Genomic DNA, 16,951 nt, shown 5'->3' on the forward strand with positions numbered 1-16,951 from the left:
ATGTGGGACCGTAATCAGATGGCCGCGCGCGCCGCACAGGAACTGCAAGACGGCTGGTATGTGAACCTCGGGATCGGCATCCCGACGCTGGTTTCTAACTACATCCCTGAAGGGATCGAAGTGACACTGCAGTCCGAAAATGGGATGCTGGGCATGGGGCCTTTCCCGATCGAAGGCACCGAGGACGCAGACCTGATCAATGCGGGCAAGCAAACGATCACCGAACTTCCACAGACGGCCTACTTTGACAGCGCGCAATCCTTTGGCATGATCCGTGGCGGTAAGATCGCGATGGCGATCCTGGGTGCGATGGAAGTTGCCGAGAACGGTGATCTGGCAAACTGGATGATCCCTGGCAAGCTGGTGAAGGGCATGGGCGGGGCAATGGATCTGGTCGCAGGCGTTGGCCGCGTGGTTGTAGTGATGGATCACACAAACAAGCATGGCGAAAGCAAAGTCCTCAAGGCATGCACCCTGCCATTGACCGGTAAAGGTGTTGTTGACCGCATTATCACCAATCTCGGTGTGCTGGATGTTGTCGAGGGTGGTTTGCGCATTGTCGAAACTGCCGATGGCGTGACAGAAGAAGAACTGCGCGCCGCAACCGAGGCGGCGATTGTCTGATCTTTCAGTCATGCACGAAGAGAATGGTCGCAAAGGCCGCTATTCTATTGTGCACCGATCGGGAGAAAGTGAACTGGCCTATTCTGTGGTGTCACCTCAAACGGTCTCTGCCGACCACACGCAGGTGGCGAGTGGTCACGAAGGGGAAGGCGTTGGCCTTCTGCTGCTGCGCGAAATGATTGCAGATGCGCGTGGCAAAGGCTTCCAGATCCTGCCGCTTTGTCCTTTTGTGAATGCAGAGCGCCGCAAACACCCGGAATGGTCAGATGTGTTTTCGGTCTAGATACCGTTCACATTGAACACGCAGGCATCGGTGATGAGTTCGGGGGGCGTTTGGCAAAGGCCCTTGGCAACCTGCCAGGCAGCCAGCACCTTGGGCACATAGGCCCGCGTTTCCGAAAACGGAGGCACACCATCATACCGGCGCACGTTGCCTTCCCCGGCATTATAACCCGACAGTGCCAGCAAAGCGTCATTCTCGAAGTGGTCAAGCAACCACTCAAGATAAGCCACGCCACCTTTGATGTTCTGTGCGGCATCCGTACTGTCATCCACACCAAACCGCGTTGCTGTATCTGGCATTAACTGCATCAGACCGGTTGCGCCGGCTGAACTCACAGCGTCAGTGCGTCCCGCACTTTCGACCGAGATGACCGCAAGGACCAATGCAGGCGACACAGAGGTGCCGACAGTCTCGGTCAGGATACTACGTCCATGCGCCGAGGCGATATTTTGCAGTGATTGCAGTCGCGGCGAGGGCACACCCTGCCCCGCTGGAGGATTGTTAAGTTGCGCGATTGCCTTTTGGAACCGCACCGCTCCCTGCGCAGCAATGTCCGTGGGAACCGAGGTCCAGAACCATTCAAGCCCCGATGGCTGCGGCAACGCAATCGCACCAGCAGCCGCAACAGGCTCTGGCTCAGGGTCAGCATAAACCGGGCCCAGCCGTGGCGCGTTTGGATCAATCTGAACGGTGATCCGGTTTGTAGAACCCGCGCTGGGAACCGGCACACGCTTGAAGGTGAAGTCCGGCAACAGGCGCTCGACCTCGGCGACCACAGGGGTTGATGCGAGAATCGCACTGATAAGTGCTACGCTTGTTAATTTACGACTCATTTTTGGACCTGCTCGAGGCTTTTTGTTCATATAAAGATGGCAGAAAGCAGCCAAAAAGCCAGAACTTTGGGAACAATAAACTGGATTCAAACAGAATTGGCAGCTTTGTAGCAACGGACTTCTGCGAAGATGAACGAAAGATGAATATTTCTTTCATTTAAAAACAGTCACTTACAAATTCCCTGACAAATTTTCCGGTCTGTGGCGAAAAAAACTGATTGATGCCAAAGTGCTGCCCCATTCAAATGGCTATATCTACTCATCCAAGACGGCGTTCGCGTTTGCGTACAAATCTTCAAATGCCGACGCGGAACGACAAAACTCTAGTTATACCCTGAGGAGGGAATGAAATGCTTAAATTTATCGAAAACTTCCGCAACGACGAAGACGGTGCTGTAACAGTTGACTTCGTTGTTCTGACAGCTGCAATCGTTGTTCTGGGCCTGGCAGTTGGTACTGCGGTCAGCAACGGTGCTACTGGCCTTGCAAACGACATCGAAGACTCGCTCGGCAACATGGACGCTGGCTAAGACCTAGTCTTGCTTTGAGTTAAGTTTCGAGGCCGCGCCATTTGATTAGTGGCGCGGCTTCTTCTGTAAGAGTGATCGCTCATGCAGCAGAAAGTTCTAAAAAGCTGCGCGAGTTGAGTTTTGAGTGCGAAGCGTAATTCTTTATTAGGCGTAGCCAGCCATGTTGGTGCGCAGCTTATCGTACAAAGGCACTAGAACAATGAAACCTATATACTCGGCTTTTCTCAACGATGAAGACGGCGCGATCACTGTCGACTTTGTAGTGTTAACTGCTGCAATCTGCACTCTGGGCTTGGTCGTTGTGCAAACATTCAGTGGCGGGACCACTGATCTTGCGAATGATATCGAGCTTGCGATGGATGATGTCGAGCTTCCCTAGATTCTTTATTGGGCGAATTCTCTAAGCAAGATCGGCCCATGCGCGTAGGGTGGTCCAAGACATCAGGCGCATTGTTAGACAAGAATACATCGCATTCCAAAGTCGTTGCACTAACGAAGGGCTGCTCCAAACAGATTGCGCAGACGTAGAACACCAGTTAACCCTGCTGTCGAGATACGAGAATTACTGTTAAACCGTGAGAACCTTGCAAATTTGGCAATCGGACAGCAAGTTTGGTATAAAGAAGTGAGCGACCCTTGCGCCAAAAGGGCGTGAAACGAGAGGCTTGGAAATGCGCGCAGTTTTTGGATTGGTACTTTTGATCGGGATGGGGCTTGCCGGTTTCGCCGTATATATGGTGAACCAGTATATGGAAACGCAAGCAACCCAATTGGAGCGTGAACGTCAGCGGTCTGCGACGGCGATCCGGACTGTAGATATCTACGCACCCTCGCGGTCGCTCACATATGGTGATCTGCTGACTATAGATGATGTTCAGATCATAAAGTATGCGCGCGACTATTTGCCAGAAGGCGTCTTTGCAACAGAAGAAGAACTGTTCCCGCAGGGCGTGAATGTACCGCGTGTGGTCCGTATTCCCATGCAGGCGAACGAACCGATCTTGAATGCAAAAGTAACAGCAGCAGGGGCACCTCAGGGTATTACGGCGCTCCTTGATCCTGGGATGCGGGCCTTTCCACTACCCGACAACATGACGCAAGCATTCGCAGGCGATCTCAGGACTTCTGATCTGATCGACCTTTATTGGGTTGGCAGTGTGAATCGGGGCCAAAATATTTCGCGCTTGGTAAAAAGCAGGCTTGAGATTATCGCGATGAATGAACCGGATGACCGTGGCAGAGGCACCGGCGCTGTTATTCAGGTATCGCAAGAAGACTTTGCAGATCTGCAAGTGTTGCAGGCAGCAGGAACACTTTCACTGACCCCAGTGGGCCGTGACGACCTTGCGCCCGGAGACACAACGATTGAAACCAACATCCGCGATGTTCTGGGCATTGTGGAAGAGGTGCGTGAACCGGAGCCTGAGATTGTCGAGGAAGAACGCTGCTTTGTCACCCAGCGCAACGGGACCGAACGTATTCAGGTTGAGGTCGAATGCGCCAACTGAACTGGCCACTTCACTGAATTGACGATATCTTTCTTACGCCCCGCTAAATCTTGTGTGGGGCGCAAGAACATACACACGGCCTAGCAAGTGTTGCGTTTAACCCACATTCGCTCCGCCCTCCAACACCTTGATTATTGCAATAAATATGGTTGTGCCTCATGGTCAGCGCATCATGGGCGGGAAGACCCGTTATAACGAGGCGTGATCGGAGAGGCAGGTCACTTATGAAATATGACAAATTCTTAAAGGCAGCTATTGCTGGCTTGACGTTGTCGCTAACTGCGGCAGCACCAACTATTGCACCGGCCGAAACGTTGCGCGTTCTGCGCGGCGCGGCGTCCAGCGCACTGAGCGTTCCGATGAGTCGGGCCGTTGTTGTGGAGAGCGATGTGCCCTTCACCGAACTTTCGATTGCGAACCCGGGCATTGCGGATATCTCGTCACTGTCGGACCGCACAATCTACGTTCTGGGCAAAGAGCCCGGCCGCACGACCCTAACCCTTCTGGGTGAAAACGGGCGTCTGATTACAAACGTGGAAGTGCATGTTTCACCTGACATGGCAGAGTTCAAAGAGCGTTTGACGCAAATTTTGCCAGGCGAAAACATCGAGGTCCGCACAGCAAATGACGGGATCGTTCTGTCCGGTACAGTAAGCTCGATCGCACGACTTGATCGCGCACTCGATCTTGCAGAGCGCTACGCACCCGAGCGTGTGTCAAACCTGATGACCGTAGGCGGCACACAGCAGGTGATGCTGAAGGTGCGTTTTGCAGAAATGCAGCGATCTGTCAGCAAAGCGCTGTCTTCTTCACTTTCACTGTCCGGTCTTGGATTCGGTGACGATGTCAGCATCACTGGTGGTACAAACCGCACAGTTGGCCAAGCCGCGATTAACGGTGCTCTCGCAAATACCGTCCCAGCGTCAAACTCCAACAACGGCGCGTTTGTTTTTGGCTTCGGTGCAGGTAGCCTCGAAGTGGGTATCTTGCTTGAAGCTCTTGAAACACGGGGTGTTGTGCGGTCTTTGGCAGAGCCAAACCTGACGGCGCTCAGCGGTCAGGAGGCGACGTTCCTTGCCGGTGGTGAATATCCTGTACCATCGTCAAATGACGGCGGCACAATCTCGGTTGAATATAAGCCGTTCGGTGTCGAGCTCAGCTTTATTCCACGCGTGATTGATGGCGACATCATCAATCTGGAACTCAGCGCCGCAGTATCGGCGATTGACCCTTCTAGCGGCTTTCAGGCAAACGGCTTCTCTGTCGATGCTTTTAGCCGTCGCGAAACATCGACCACAGTTGAGATGCGTGATGGCGAAAGCTTTGCAATCGCCGGGTTGCTCTCGGATGACTTCAACGACTTGAACGGTCAGGTTCCATGGGTCGGGGATATCCCTGTCCTTGGTGCGCTGTTCAGAAGCGCTGAATTCTCGCGTCGCCAGACAGAGCTGGTGATTATTGTGACGCCACACCTTGTGTCACCGACACGGGGCGAAGCCTTGGCCTTGCCAACGGATCGTGTGCGCCCACCCACCGAGCAAGGGCTCTTCCTCTTCGGCCAAGTGGCCCGGACAGGTGGCCCATCAACAGGTGGCGCAGGCGAAGTGGCACGCCAGGACTTTAGCGGGTCCTACGGCTATGTCCTTGACGAATGATTGGAGCGTAAGTCGATGAAATATATGATTACAGCAGCCATCGCGGCCGCAACACTGGGCGCCTGCTCTTCTGCTGACAGGCAAATCGCAGCTGCTTCGTTCTTTACTGAGGCAGGGTCAACGATCGACTCTGGTGATTTTGGCGAAGCGACAATGAACAACCGCCTGGTTCAGACAGGTGCACAGGATTACACGATCAATCTTGCGCGTCGTTTTGCAGCCGATGTGAACACAACGGTAAACTTTGCCTTCAACTCGACAGTTCTGGACGCCGATGCGCGTGCAACACTGATGAGACAGGCAGACTGGATCCGCCAGTTCCCTGAGGTCCGCTTCAAAGTCTACGGCCACACTGACCTTGTCGGCAGCCAGAGCTATAACCGCTCACTCGGCTTGCGCCGTGCACAAACCGTCGTGTCGTTCCTGGCGTCGCAAGGGATTGACCGCAGCCGACTGGAAGCCGTCGTATCCTTCGGTGAAACACAGCCGCTTGTTGTGACCGAGGGCCGCGAGCGTCGTAACCGTCGCACGGTCACAGAGGTGACTGGATTCGTTGAGAACGATCCAATGCTTCTGAACGGTAAATACGCTGCGGTTATTTTCCGCGAATATGTTGCAAGTGCTGCTCCGGCAACCTCGACTGCGACAGACGGCCTCTAAAAATATGCGCTTTCGCGCTTCGTTGACGCCGGATTCTTGATCCGGCGTCAACATTTGACCAAAGAATTGCAAATCGTCGCAAATATCTGCACAGTCGAGCTGATTTGGTCCTATTATCGACAAATTTCCCAGTAATGATTGGACCAGAAGTTGGTTTTATTGCCATGGTTTAGGCAAACCTGGCCGGTATGGTAGGTGAGTCTTACTACTGGCTGGTGATTTTGAGTGAAATTAAAGTGATGGGGACATCAAGAAGATGAGTACAAGCCCGGTTGTCCAGAGCGATCCGCCACAAATCGTGGCGTGCACGATCAGTCGTGACGTGCAGAATTTTGATCTCCTGATCGAAGATATGGAAGCGGCATTGGGCGATGCATGGGGTGACCTCAGTTTTGAGGATGCCATCGCATTTCTAAGCCAGCCGGAGGCGCGCGGTCTTCAGTTTGTCACACTCGCGATGGATGCCGAGGACGAAGACAACCTTTCAACCATCTCCGAGGTCATAGCATCCGCTAAAGCCGCATCTGTCAAAGTGATCCTTATCGCAGAAGATGTCAGCCCGACCGCGCTGCACCAGCTTTTGCGCGAAGGCGGTGACGAATTTGTCCCCTACCCTCTTCCTGAAAATGAATTGGCGCGCGCAATCGAACGTGTACTGACCAAGCAGGAAACACCCGCACCGCAAAGCGGTGAAAAAGGGTTCCAGGTGAGTGGTGACCGATCGGGGGTTATCATCCCCATCCATGGTCTCGCAGGCGGGACCGGTGCCACTATGCTGGCTGTCAATCTCGCCTGGGAACTGTCGAACATTGACAAGAAGGACCCGCCAAAAGTCTGCCTTCTCGACCTCGACTTTCAGTTCGGCTCTGCTTCCACATATCTTGACCTGCCCCGTCGCGAAACTGTCCTTGAACTGCTGACCGACACAGCAACGATGGATGCGGAAACCTTCATGCAGGCCACGCTGACCTATGGCGATAAGCTGCATGTACTGACAGCGCCGATGGACATGATTCCGCTCGACATGATCACGCCGGACGACATCACACGCGTGATCCAGATGGCCGCCAGCAACTTCGACTATGTCATCATTGATATGCCTTCGACGATGGTTGAATGGTCCCAGACCGTTCTCGAATTGGCTCATGTGTATTTCGCGATGATTGAGCTTGACATGCGTTCGGCGCAAAATACGCTACGGCTCAAGCGTGCGTTGCAGTCTGAAGATTTGCCGTTCGAAAAGATCCGATTTTTGCTGAACCGCGCGCCCGGATTTGCCGATATGAACGGTAAAAGCCGCGTGAAGCGCCTTTCCGACAATCTTGGCATTTCTATCGAGGTCCAACTGCCTGATGGCGGCAAACCGGTCATGCAAGCGGCAGACCACGGCGCGCCGATGGCAGAAACCGTCCCAAAGAATGCCCTGCGCAAAGAGATTATGAAGCTCGCGAAATCGATCCATGATGTCAACCAAGCAGATACAGCCGAAGCGAATGCTTGAGAGGTAACGCTATGTTTTCAAAATATAAAAAGCCGACTCTACCAAAAGATGCTGCCACGGTCACACCGACCGCCCCTTCCAAAGTCGACGTTGCAGCGGTGCCTGTAGCGAAGGCCGATGACGGACGTAAGCCCCTTCACAAGACGACCCAGGCACGGCGTCCGGGTGAAGTGGCACCAATGGACAAGGAAAAACGCCGAAAGGAGCGTTTGGGTGAGATCAAACTGGAGCTGCACAAGGCCCTGCTGGACAACCTGAACCTTGCCGCGCTTGAAACTGCCTCCGAGCAGGAGTTGCGCACAGAAATCAACGCGATCGCCAACGAGACCCTCGAGGATATGGGAATCGTCCTGAACCGCGAAGAGCGCCAGACCCTGAGCCAGGATCTCTTCTTCGAGGTGACCGGCCTTGGTCCGCTGGAAACGCTGCTCAAAGACGAGACGGTGAACGATATTCTGGTCAACGGCCCGCAACAGATCTTTGTGGAACGTGACGGACGTCTGGAACTAACGGACATTACCTTCAAGGACGAACGGCACCTGTTGCGGATTATCGACAAGATCGTGTCTGCTGTTGGCCGGCGCGTCGATGAATCCAACCCATATGTTGACGCCCGTCTTGCCGACGGCTCGCGTTTCAACGCGATGGTTCCACCTATTGCAGTGGACGGATCGCTTGTTTCCATTCGTAAGTTCAAGAAAGACAAGCTTGGCATCGAAGAGCTTGTCAAATTCGGCGCTTTTACCGAGGAGATGGCAGCCTACCTTCAGGCGGCGGTGTCCACCCGCCTCAATATTATCGTTTCCGGTGGTACAGGTTCGGGTAAAACCACAACCCTGAACGCACTTTCCGGCTTTATCGACGACGCCGAACGCATCCTGACAATCGAGGATACAGCGGAACTTCAGCTGCAACAGACCCACGTTGGCCGGATGGAAAGCCGCCCACCGAACGTTGAAGGAAAAGGCGGCGTTTCCCAGCGTGACTGTCTCAAAAACGCCCTGCGGATGCGTCCTGACCGCATCATCGTAGGTGAGACGCGTGGTGAAGAAGTTATCGACATGTTGCAGGCAATGAACACCGGCCACGACGGTTCCATGACCACGATCCACGCCAACAGCGCGCGCGATGGTGTATCGCGTCTGGAAAACATGATCGCTATGGCCGGTATTGAAATGCCGATCAAAGCGATGCGCAGCCAGATTTCTTCGGCTGTGAACTTGATCGTGCAGGCATCCCGCTTGCAGGATGGTTCACGGCGCATGACGTCCATCACCGAAATCACCGGTATGGAAGGCGATGTTATCTCGATGCAGGAAATCTTCCGGTATCAGCGCGTTGGTCTGACACCAGACAACAAAATTATCGGTCACTTCACAGCGACCGGTGTCCGCAGCCACTTCTCCGAGCGCTTCAAGCTTTGGGGTTATGATCTTCCACCTGCCATCTTTGAACCGATGGTCGCGGAGTAAACGACATGATTTCAGTCGAACCACTTATCTATGTTCTGATTTTTGTCGCCGTTCTGGCGCTTGTTCAGGGTGCCTACCTTGTCATTTTTGGCAAGTCGATAAGTATGGACGGCAAGGTCAACCGTCGTCTGGATATGCTCGACAAAGGTGGAAGCCGCGAACAGGTTCTGGATCAACTCCGCAAGGAGATGACCCAGCACATGAAGTCGCAGAGTATTCCCGTATACTCTTTGCTGGCTGATCGCGCACAAAAAGCCAATATCGCATTCACACCGGTTCAGTTGATGCTGATGATGGTTGTGCTGAGCGGTGTTTCCTTTGCCCTTTTGACTGTCATGACAGACGTTGGCGTCCCGATCCGTGCACTCGTTGCAGTTCTGATGGGGATCGGTAGCGTTTACGTATGGGTGAACAGCAAGGCCAACAAGCGTATGAACATGCTTGCAGAGCAGCTGCCGGAAGCTGTGGAACTGATGGTGCGTTCGCTGCGTGTGGGGCACCCGTTCTCATCCGCCGTCGCAATCGTTGCACGCGAAGTACCAGACCCCCTGGGCACTGAAATGGGCATGATTTCAGACGAGGCCGCCTATGGTCGTGATATGGGCGAAACGCTCAAGGCGATGGCGGAACGGCTCGACAATCAGGACATGCGCTTTCTTGCGGTTGCTGTAACAATCCAGCAGACGTCCGGTGGTAACCTTGCCGAGATTTTGGATGGTCTGGCCAAGGTGATCCGCGCACGCTTCCGTCTTTTCCGCCGCGTTGCTGCGATCACGGCTGAGGCGAAATGGTCCGGTAACCTGCTGTCGGCTTTCCCGATTTTGGCACTGCTCGGTATTAACCTTGTCAAACCCGACTATTATGATGAAGTCATGACAAGTCCGCTTTTCATTCCCGCTGTTCTGATCGTGGTTGCATTCCTCGTGGTGAACCTCATTGTGATGCGGGCCTTGGTCAACATTAAGGTCTAAGGGGCTGCAGATGGAAGATATCCAAACACTGATCACCGACATGCTGGGGCCATATGGTCCATTGATGATTGTCGGCTTGCTGGGCGTGTTTCTTATTCTGGTGACACTCCCCGTCTTGCTGAAGCGCGAAGTTGACCCGCTTGACCGGATCAAGGCGGCGAACACGTCACCCGAAGCTGGGAAAAAGGGTAAAGGCAAGCAATTACGCTCGGCCTCTGGTAAAGACAAACTCGAGAAATATGCCAACTTCCTCGAGCCGCAGAACGCTGATGAATACTCCGCAGTTAAGCTGAAGTTGCTGCAGGCCGGTTATCGCAGTAAGAACTCGGTGCGGATTTACAACTTTCTGCAATTCGCCTTGGGTATCTTTGGCCTTCTCTGCGGTGGCGCCTATACGCTCTTCCAGATGACAACAGGTGTCGAGGCCACGACCCAGCAACTTGCGATGTGGATTTTGATCCCAGGCGGTTTTGGTTACGTCTTGCCAAAGTACTGGGTGACACGTCGCCAGCAAATGCGTCAGGAGGCAATCACGAACGCTTTCCCTGACAGTCTTGACATGATGCTCGTCTGCGTTGAAGCGGGCCAATCCTTGGACCAGTCCATCATCCGCGTTGCACGCGAACTGAAGTCCGGTTTCCCTGATCTGGCAGATGAGTTCGAGATCGTAAGCCAAGAATCCAAAGCCGGTAAGGACAAGAACACTGTTCTCAAGGACATGTCCGATCGCTGTGGTGTTCCGGATATTGCCAGCTTTGTCACTGTGCTGGTGCAGTCGTCGCAATTTGGTACCTCCATCGCTGACGCGCTACGGGTCTATTCCGCAGAGATGCGCGACAAACGCGTGATGCGCGCCGAGGAGAAGGCGAACAAGCTGCCAACGAAAATGACCCTGGCAACCATGATGCTGACCGTGCCGCCACTGATGGCAATGCTGATTGGCCCGTCAATCTATGCGATCGCCGTGAACCTAGGCTAGGAGGCTAACCCGCCATGAAGCTACGGCCGCTTGGTATTGGCCTCGTCATACTATCATTGGCCGCCTGCGCGACAGGCGGCCTTAATCGTTCTCCGGATGGCGTATTTGCGCCCGGTGTGGCCCGTGGTGAAAGTGCAGACGGCCTGATCGTTGGCCACCGCCTGATGGCGGCAGGTGAATATGAATTGGCCCTCAAAGCCTATAACCGCGCCGCCGCACAGCAGGGTCTCAATGTCGATACGATGTCCGCCATCGGTTCGGCCAACCTTAATCTGGGGCGCTTGGGACAGGCCGAACGATGGTTGCGCCGTGCTGTTGAAGAAGATCCGACATTCCCCCCGCCTGGAACAATCTTGGCGTCATCTTGATGGAAAGGGGGAATGTCAGTGAGGCAAGCGAGGTTTTCCGTCGCGCATTTGCCGCGGATAACGGAAATTCGGACGAAATCCGCGACAATTTGCGCTTAGCACTCGCAAAATTGGAAAATCCGATCAATACTGAGGAACAAGAATATCAGAACTTTAATCTGATCCGGCGCGGTGCAGGTGATTTTGTATTGATGTCGGAACCACTATAGGCAAGAGCAGCAAGAGGACGCAGAAAAATGCGCCACCCAATTCTACTGACGCTTTTTGCGGCAACCATCGGGTTGTCCGCTTGTGATCAACCCGGCGAGGCACAAGTCGAGCGTGCCCTGCAAGATATTAACGTTGTCGACGAAACCAACCTCAACGATGTGATGCTGACAGTCGGTGACCCCGACGAGGCCGTGCGCTATTTCGCAAGCGCCAACGCCAATGACCCCGGACGGATAGACCTGCAGCGCGGCTTGGCAAAGTCACTGATCCGCGCCAAGCGACCGACAGAGGCTATCACGGCATGGCAGGCTGTTGTCGCAAACGAAGATGCGACGAACACCGACCGCGTTGAACTGGCCGATGCATTCATCCGCGCAAATCAGTGGGACGAAGCGGCGGCGACGCTCAATACCGTGCCCCCGACTTATGAGACATTCCAGCGTTACCGGCTTGAGGCAATGGTCGCAGATAGCCGCCAGCAATGGGAGAAGGCAGACAGCTTCTATGAAACTGCGGTCGGGCTTACCACACGCCCTGCGACGGTTTACAACAACTGGGGTTTCTCCAAACTGACACGGGGCGATTATGCCGCCGCCGAGCGTCTTTTTGGTGATGCGTTGCGTTTCAACAGCAACATGTTCACCGCCAAGAACAACCTTGTGTTGGCCCGTGGTGCACAGCGGAACTATGCGATCCCTGTTATCCCGATGACCCAGACCGAGCGGGCCCAGTTGATGCACACAATGGCGCTTGCCGCGATCAAGCAAAACGACATCACGATCGGCAAATCGCTGTTGAATGACGCGATCAATACGCACCCCCAATATTTCGAAGAAGCCGCCCGCGCTTTGGAAGCTCTCGAAAACAATACTGGCAACTAGGCGCAATCAGGAATGACAGCCTACGCCGCCTACTGGTTTCTTCCGGCCGTCATTCCGCTGGCATTGTTCATTTCATGGAACGACATGCGTGACATGAAGATCACCAATAGAACGGTGGCTGTCATGCTTGTCGTCTACGCGGTGCTCGGGCCTTTTGCCTTTGGATGGGAAATGTATCTGTGGCAATGGCTGCATTTTCCCGTCGCCTTGGTGGTCTGTATGGCGCTTTGGGCCCTGCGCGTCATGGGCGGCGGAGACGCCAAACTGATCGCCGCAATGGCCCCCTTCTTTGTCATGTCGGATGTCGACGTGATTTTGCGTGTTTTCGCAGCCAGCCTGCTCGGCGCCCTGTTTGTACACACGCTGTTTCGCCTGACACCGCTCAAACGGCCTGTGGCTGGGTGGAAGAGCTGGAATGCCGGCCGGTATTTCCCGAAGGGCTTCCCGTTAAGCATGACGCTTGTACTATATCTTGTGCTCGCCGCAGTTTATCTCTGAAACTCGGTCAATGCCTTGGACAGGCACATGTTTATCCACTATTTTGCCATAGTTTCCACTACACTCGTGGGCAACTGCCGCTGAGTCTGCGGCCAGGATGTGATTTTGATGGGCGGGACCTGACATGAATGTGCAAACAAACGGTGTAATGGCGCCTCCGGCGCCGCGCAGCCTCGAAGCCATGCTTTTGCCAATGGCCATGATGCGCGACATCTTGATCAAGACGATGTTCCGCATGAACCTCGATCTGGTATCGACGATCAGCCGCGCCATTTGCCTGCCGATTCCTGTTACGCAGGAACTGGTTGACATGGCACGGGGCCAGTTGCTGCTGGAAGCGACTGGTACACTGAACGCCAATAGCGGCAACGAAATGGGCTATCAGCTGACAGACGCAGGCCGTGCGCGCGCACTCGACGCGCTTGGCCAGTCCGAGTACTACGGCGCGATGCCTGTGCCCCTTGATATCTATCGCCAGCAGATCCAACGCCAGTCAATCCGCAACATCCAGTTGACCCGCGACCAGTTGCAGACGGCTATGGGGCACCTTGTTCTGCCGGAAGACCTGTTGTCCAACCTGGGCCCTGCGGTCAGCGCAGGTCGTTCGATCCTGATGTACGGACCACCCGGTAACGGTAAATCCTCGATCTCGAACGGTATCCGTGACGCATTGGGCGATAAAATCTATGTGCCTCGCGCGATCGAATATTCCGGTCAGGTCATCACCGTTTATGACCCGATCGTCCACAGCGCGGCTGAAGACGACGTGGATGATCCCAACAGCCTGCGCCGCACCTCTGGCCGCTTTGACACTCGCTATGTGCGTTGCGAACGCCCCACCGTGATTACCGGTGGTGAATTGTCGCTGTCGATGCTCGACCTTGTCTATAACCCGACCGCGCGGACCTATCAGGCGCCTTTGCAGCTGAAATCAACCGGCGGCATCTTCATCGTGGACGACCTTGGGCGTCAGGCCGAACCACCGCAGACGCTCGTAAACCGCTGGATTGTTCCGCTGGAAGAAAACAAGGACATTCTTGCCCTGCAATCAGGTGAAAAGTTCGAAGTGCCCTTCGATACGCTCGTGGTGTTTTCGACCAACTTCCACCCCAACGCGATCTTCGATAAAGCGGCCTTGCGTCGTATTTTCTACAAGATCAAGATTGACGGCCCGAACCAGGAAGACTTCCTCAAGATTTTTGCGATGGTCGCACGCAAGCGCAAGATGCCACTGGACGAGGATACGCTCGTGCATCTGCTGAACGTCCGCTATCCGGAAATCGACAACGTCTACGCGAACTATCAGCCGATCTTCCTGATCGACCAGATGATTTCGATCTGCGAATTCGAGGGCATCCCCTACCAGATGTCACCCGAGTTGATTGACCGCGCATGGGCCAACATGTTCGTGAAGGAAGAAGATATCGTGCACTAGCATTTCCCGGAATTGGCCCCCTCATGGGGGCCTTTTTCATTGCTTGGCGTTCAAAACGTAAGGTGCGTCTTGACGCACCGCCCCTGCACGTCACCTTAGCAGCATGACCGCCCTGCCCCCCATTTTCCAAGATTGGTTCACCTCCCGCGGCTGGACCATCCACCCGCATCAGCAGGCCATGCTTGATCAGGCGGCAAGCCCTGCCTTGATGCTGATCGCACCCACGGGTGGCGGCAAGACACTGGCCGGATTCCTGCCCTCCCTGATCGAACTCGCAGACGGAACGCACGAAGGTCTGCATACGCTCTACGTCTCGCCGCTCAAAGCGCTCGCCGCTGACATCAAACGGAACCTGCGCCGCCCTGTCGAAGAAATGGGTCTGCCCATCCGGATTGAGGACCGTACTGGCGATACGACTTACACCCAAAAACGCCGCCAACGCGCCGACCCGCCCCATATCCTGCTGACGACGCCCGAATCTCTCGCCCTGCTCACGAGCTATGAGGATGCGCCGCGCATCTTCAAAGGCCTGCAGCGCATTATCGTCGATGAGATCCATGCACTGGCCGAGAGCAAACGTGGCGATCAACTCATGCTCGCCCTCAGCCGCCTGCAAACGCTTGCCCCCGATCTGCGGCGGGTAGGCCTTTCCGCAACAGTGGAAGATCCGGCCGCCATCGCGCGCCAACTTGCCCGCCACCCCGACCCTTGCGACATCATCAACGCCGATCCCGGCCCTGATCCGGATATCGCGATGCTGGTCACGCAAGAGAGGCCGCCATGGTCAGGCGGCGGCGCGAAATATGCGATCCCCGCCGTGCTCGAAGAGGTCAAGAAACACAAAACGACGCTGATCTTTCACAACACCCGCGCCCAGGCCGAGATTTTCTTTCACAACCTCTGGCTTGCCAATACCGACGACCTGCCCATCGGCATCCACCACGGCAGTCTTGCCCGCGAACAACGCGAACGGGTTGAGGCGGCGATGGTCGCAGGACAATTGCGCGCCATCGTCTGCACAGGTTCGCTTGATCTTGGTATCGACTGGGGTGACGTGGATCTGGTGATCCAGGTTGGTGCACCCAAGAACGTCAAACGGCTGGTCCAGCGCATCGGACGCGCGAACCATCGCTACAACGCGCCCTCCAAGGCGCTCTTGGTCCCTGCCAACCGCTTTGAAGTGGTCGAATGCGTCGCCGCACTTGAGGCCGTCAAAGCCCATGATCTTGACGGTGACCCCAAAGGTGCCGGCCCCCGTGACGTGCTGTGTCAGCACATTCTGATTACCGCTTGCGCCGGTCCTTTCGACGCAGATGCGTTTTACCGCGAAATCAAGACTGTCGGTGCCTATCGTGACCTGTCGCGCGCAGCCTTTGACGACTGCCTCGATTTCTGCGCCACCGGTGGCTATGCTCTGCGCGCCTATGACAAATGGAAACGCCTGCTCCAAACCGCAGACGGGCACTGGCAGTTGCGCGACCCGCGGGCGGCACAACGTATCCGCATGAACATCGGGACCATTCAGGATACCGACACACTCAAAGTGCGCATGAAGGGCAATTACAAACCCTTGGGCGAGGTCGAAGAGGCTTTCGCTGCCACCCTGACCCCCGGTGATACTTTCCTGATCGGCGGACAAGTTGTCCGCTACGAGAACCTGAAGGAAATGACGGTTGAAGTGTCGCGCCGTGCCGACAAAACGCCCAAGATCGCCACCTTTATGGGCACGAAATTCGCCAATTCTACCCAGCTGTCGCAGCGCATTCTGCGCATGTTCGACCAACCCGACTGGCCCGAACTGCCCGCACATACCGCTGAATGGCTTGGCCTGCAGCGTAAATTCTCAAAACTGCCCGAGGCGGACCGTATTCTGGTGGAAAGCTTTCCGCACGAAGGGCGCCATCATCTTTGCATCTACGGTTTCGCGGGGCGTAACGCGATGCAGACCCTTGGCATGCTTGTCACCCAGCGCATGGAAGAGCTGAATCTGCATCCCATGGGTTTCGTCGCGACGGACTATGCCACACTGATCTGGGGCCTTGATCCTGTCACGGACCCGACCCCCTTGCTGCAACCCGCCAATATGCGCGCGGATTTTGAAACATGGTTGTCTGGCAATGCAGTGATGAAGCGCACATTCCGCGGTGCGGCCACGATTGCCGGTTTGATTGAACGCAACCTGCCCCAAGCCCGCAAGAGCGGGCGACAGGCCACGTTTTCCTCCGACATCCTTTATGACACCCTGTCCAAATATGACCCCGATCACCTCATGCTGCGGATCACCCGCGAAGAGGCGATGCGCGGGCTGGTCGATTTTGGCCGGATCGAGGAAATGCTGACACGCACCGCAGGTCGCATCGACCACCTGAACCTTGACCGCGTGACCCCGCTTTCCCTACCCATGTTCCTTGAACAGGGGCGGATCGCCGTTGCGGGCGCGGGCCGTGAACGCCTGATGGAGGAAGAGGCCGCCCGACTGATGGCTGCCGCCGGTGTATCATCGCTTTGACTCTTGAACTCGCGTAGGACTTACCCCAGGAACA

Annotated in this window: 16 protein-coding genes and 1 pseudogene; 16 read left to right on the forward strand and 1 reads right to left on the reverse strand. The window is 55.3% G+C overall.

Features of this window, described 5'->3' with window-relative positions; translation table 11 throughout:
• Positions 1-624, forward strand: coding sequence for a 3-oxoacid CoA-transferase subunit B (locus SJY29_RS12000; protein ID WP_400083287.1), 624 nt, complete (start codon positions 1-3; stop codon positions 622-624).
• Complete coding sequence (locus SJY29_RS12005; protein ID WP_400083290.1) at positions 617-907, forward strand: GNAT family N-acetyltransferase; 291 nt, start codon at positions 617-619, stop codon at positions 905-907. The genes SJY29_RS12000 and SJY29_RS12005 overlap by 8 nt, the downstream gene beginning before the upstream one ends.
• On the opposite strand, the gene SJY29_RS12010 is transcribed toward SJY29_RS12005, so the two are convergent.
• Entirely contained in the window at positions 904-1,740 is an 837-nt protein-coding gene (locus SJY29_RS12010) for a lytic transglycosylase domain-containing protein (protein ID WP_400083292.1), read from the reverse strand. The two genes, SJY29_RS12005 and SJY29_RS12010, sit on opposite strands and share 4 nt — an antisense overlap.
• A gap of 350 nt (positions 1,741-2,090) precedes the next feature.
• Here SJY29_RS12010 and SJY29_RS12015 point away from each other — a divergent pair, with 350 nt between their 5' ends.
• The 14 genes and pseudogenes from SJY29_RS12015 (at position 2,091) to SJY29_RS12080 (ending at position 16,917) form a co-directional block, all read left to right on the forward strand.
• The gene (locus tag SJY29_RS12015; RefSeq protein ID WP_400083295.1) at positions 2,091-2,270 is read left to right on the forward strand and encodes a Flp family type IVb pilin; all 180 of its coding nucleotides are present in this window, start codon (positions 2,091-2,093) and stop codon (positions 2,268-2,270) included.
• A 199-nt stretch (positions 2,271-2,469) separates the two neighbouring features.
• On the forward strand, positions 2,470-2,649 hold the full coding sequence (locus SJY29_RS12020) for a Flp family type IVb pilin (RefSeq protein ID WP_400083298.1): 180 nt from the start codon (positions 2,470-2,472) through the stop codon (positions 2,647-2,649).
• A gap of 292 nt (positions 2,650-2,941) precedes the next feature.
• Positions 2,942-3,778: a Flp pilus assembly protein CpaB gene (gene cpaB, locus SJY29_RS12025; RefSeq protein ID WP_400083301.1), complete on the forward strand. Its 837-nt coding sequence runs from the start codon at positions 2,942-2,944 to the stop codon at positions 3,776-3,778.
• Positions 3,779-4,002: 224 nt separating this feature from the next.
• Complete coding sequence (locus SJY29_RS12030; protein WP_400083304.1) at positions 4,003-5,433, forward strand: type II and III secretion system protein family protein; 1,431 nt, start codon at positions 4,003-4,005, stop codon at positions 5,431-5,433.
• Positions 5,434-5,448: 15 nt separating this feature from the next.
• Positions 5,449-6,093, forward strand: coding sequence for an OmpA family protein (locus SJY29_RS12035; RefSeq protein WP_400083307.1), 645 nt, complete (start codon positions 5,449-5,451; stop codon positions 6,091-6,093).
• 256 nt (positions 6,094-6,349) lie between these two features.
• Complete coding sequence (locus tag SJY29_RS12040) at positions 6,350-7,594, forward strand: CpaE family protein (RefSeq protein ID WP_400083310.1); 1,245 nt, start codon at positions 6,350-6,352, stop codon at positions 7,592-7,594.
• Between the two features lie 11 nt (positions 7,595-7,605).
• Complete coding sequence (locus SJY29_RS12045; protein ID WP_110278276.1) at positions 7,606-9,066, forward strand: CpaF family protein; 1,461 nt, start codon at positions 7,606-7,608, stop codon at positions 9,064-9,066.
• A gap of 5 nt (positions 9,067-9,071) precedes the next feature.
• Complete coding sequence (locus SJY29_RS12050; RefSeq protein WP_400083313.1) at positions 9,072-10,037, forward strand: type II secretion system F family protein; 966 nt, start codon at positions 9,072-9,074, stop codon at positions 10,035-10,037.
• A 10-nt stretch (positions 10,038-10,047) separates the two neighbouring features.
• A complete protein-coding gene (locus SJY29_RS12055; RefSeq protein ID WP_400083315.1) occupies positions 10,048-11,016 on the forward strand; it encodes a type II secretion system F family protein in 969 nt (322 codons plus the stop codon).
• A 14-nt stretch (positions 11,017-11,030) separates the two neighbouring features.
• Positions 11,031-11,593 (forward strand): annotated as a pseudogene (locus tag SJY29_RS12060) (tetratricopeptide repeat protein).
• A 27-nt stretch (positions 11,594-11,620) separates the two neighbouring features.
• Complete coding sequence (locus SJY29_RS12065) at positions 11,621-12,475, forward strand: tetratricopeptide repeat protein (protein WP_400083317.1); 855 nt, start codon at positions 11,621-11,623, stop codon at positions 12,473-12,475.
• A 12-nt stretch (positions 12,476-12,487) separates the two neighbouring features.
• Positions 12,488-12,973 carry a prepilin peptidase gene (locus SJY29_RS12070; RefSeq protein WP_400083319.1) on the forward strand — a complete coding sequence of 162 codons (486 nt, stop codon included), beginning with the start codon at positions 12,488-12,490 and terminating at the stop codon, positions 12,971-12,973.
• Between the two features lie 124 nt (positions 12,974-13,097).
• The gene (locus tag SJY29_RS12075) at positions 13,098-14,408 is read left to right on the forward strand and encodes an ATPase (RefSeq protein ID WP_110278270.1); all 1,311 of its coding nucleotides are present in this window, start codon (positions 13,098-13,100) and stop codon (positions 14,406-14,408) included.
• A 103-nt stretch (positions 14,409-14,511) separates the two neighbouring features.
• Entirely contained in the window at positions 14,512-16,917 is a 2,406-nt protein-coding gene (locus SJY29_RS12080) for a ligase-associated DNA damage response DEXH box helicase (RefSeq protein ID WP_400083322.1), read from the forward strand.
• Positions 16,918-16,951 lie beyond the last annotated feature (34 nt).

This window comes from Yoonia sp. R78084, assembly GCF_044595625.1.
GTDB lineage: Bacteria > Pseudomonadota > Alphaproteobacteria > Rhodobacterales > Rhodobacteraceae > Yoonia.

Excerpts from the sequence above, each read along its gene's own strand:
- SJY29_RS12030 (WP_400083304.1), top strand. The coding sequence starts at position 4,003 with ATGAAATATGACAAATTCTTAAAGGCAGCTATTGCTGGCTTGACGTTG.
- SJY29_RS12045 (WP_110278276.1), top strand. The coding sequence starts at position 7,606 with ATGTTTTCAAAATATAAAAAGCCGACTCTACCAAAAGATGCTGCCACG.
- SJY29_RS12050 (WP_400083313.1), top strand. The coding sequence starts at position 9,072 with ATGATTTCAGTCGAACCACTTATCTATGTTCTGATTTTTGTCGCCGTT.
- SJY29_RS12065 (WP_400083317.1), top strand. The coding sequence starts at position 11,621 with ATGCGCCACCCAATTCTACTGACGCTTTTTGCGGCAACCATCGGGTTG.
- SJY29_RS12080 (WP_400083322.1), top strand. The coding sequence starts at position 14,512 with ATGACCGCCCTGCCCCCCATTTTCCAAGATTGGTTCACCTCCCGCGGC.
- SJY29_RS12020 (WP_400083298.1), top strand. The coding sequence starts at position 2,470 with ATGAAACCTATATACTCGGCTTTTCTCAACGATGAAGACGGCGCGATC.
- SJY29_RS12035 (WP_400083307.1), top strand. The coding sequence starts at position 5,449 with ATGAAATATATGATTACAGCAGCCATCGCGGCCGCAACACTGGGCGCC.
- SJY29_RS12075 (WP_110278270.1), top strand. The coding sequence starts at position 13,098 with ATGAATGTGCAAACAAACGGTGTAATGGCGCCTCCGGCGCCGCGCAGC.
- SJY29_RS12055 (WP_400083315.1), top strand. The coding sequence starts at position 10,048 with ATGGAAGATATCCAAACACTGATCACCGACATGCTGGGGCCATATGGT.
- SJY29_RS12000 (WP_400083287.1), top strand. The coding sequence starts at position 1 with ATGTGGGACCGTAATCAGATGGCCGCGCGCGCCGCACAGGAACTGCAA.
- SJY29_RS12015 (WP_400083295.1), top strand. The coding sequence starts at position 2,091 with ATGCTTAAATTTATCGAAAACTTCCGCAACGACGAAGACGGTGCTGTA.
- SJY29_RS12070 (WP_400083319.1), top strand. The coding sequence starts at position 12,488 with ATGACAGCCTACGCCGCCTACTGGTTTCTTCCGGCCGTCATTCCGCTG.
- SJY29_RS12040 (WP_400083310.1), top strand. The coding sequence starts at position 6,350 with ATGAGTACAAGCCCGGTTGTCCAGAGCGATCCGCCACAAATCGTGGCG.
- SJY29_RS12010 (WP_400083292.1), bottom strand. The coding sequence starts at position 1,740 with ATGAGTCGTAAATTAACAAGCGTAGCACTTATCAGTGCGATTCTCGCA.
- cpaB (WP_400083301.1), top strand. The coding sequence starts at position 2,942 with ATGCGCGCAGTTTTTGGATTGGTACTTTTGATCGGGATGGGGCTTGCC.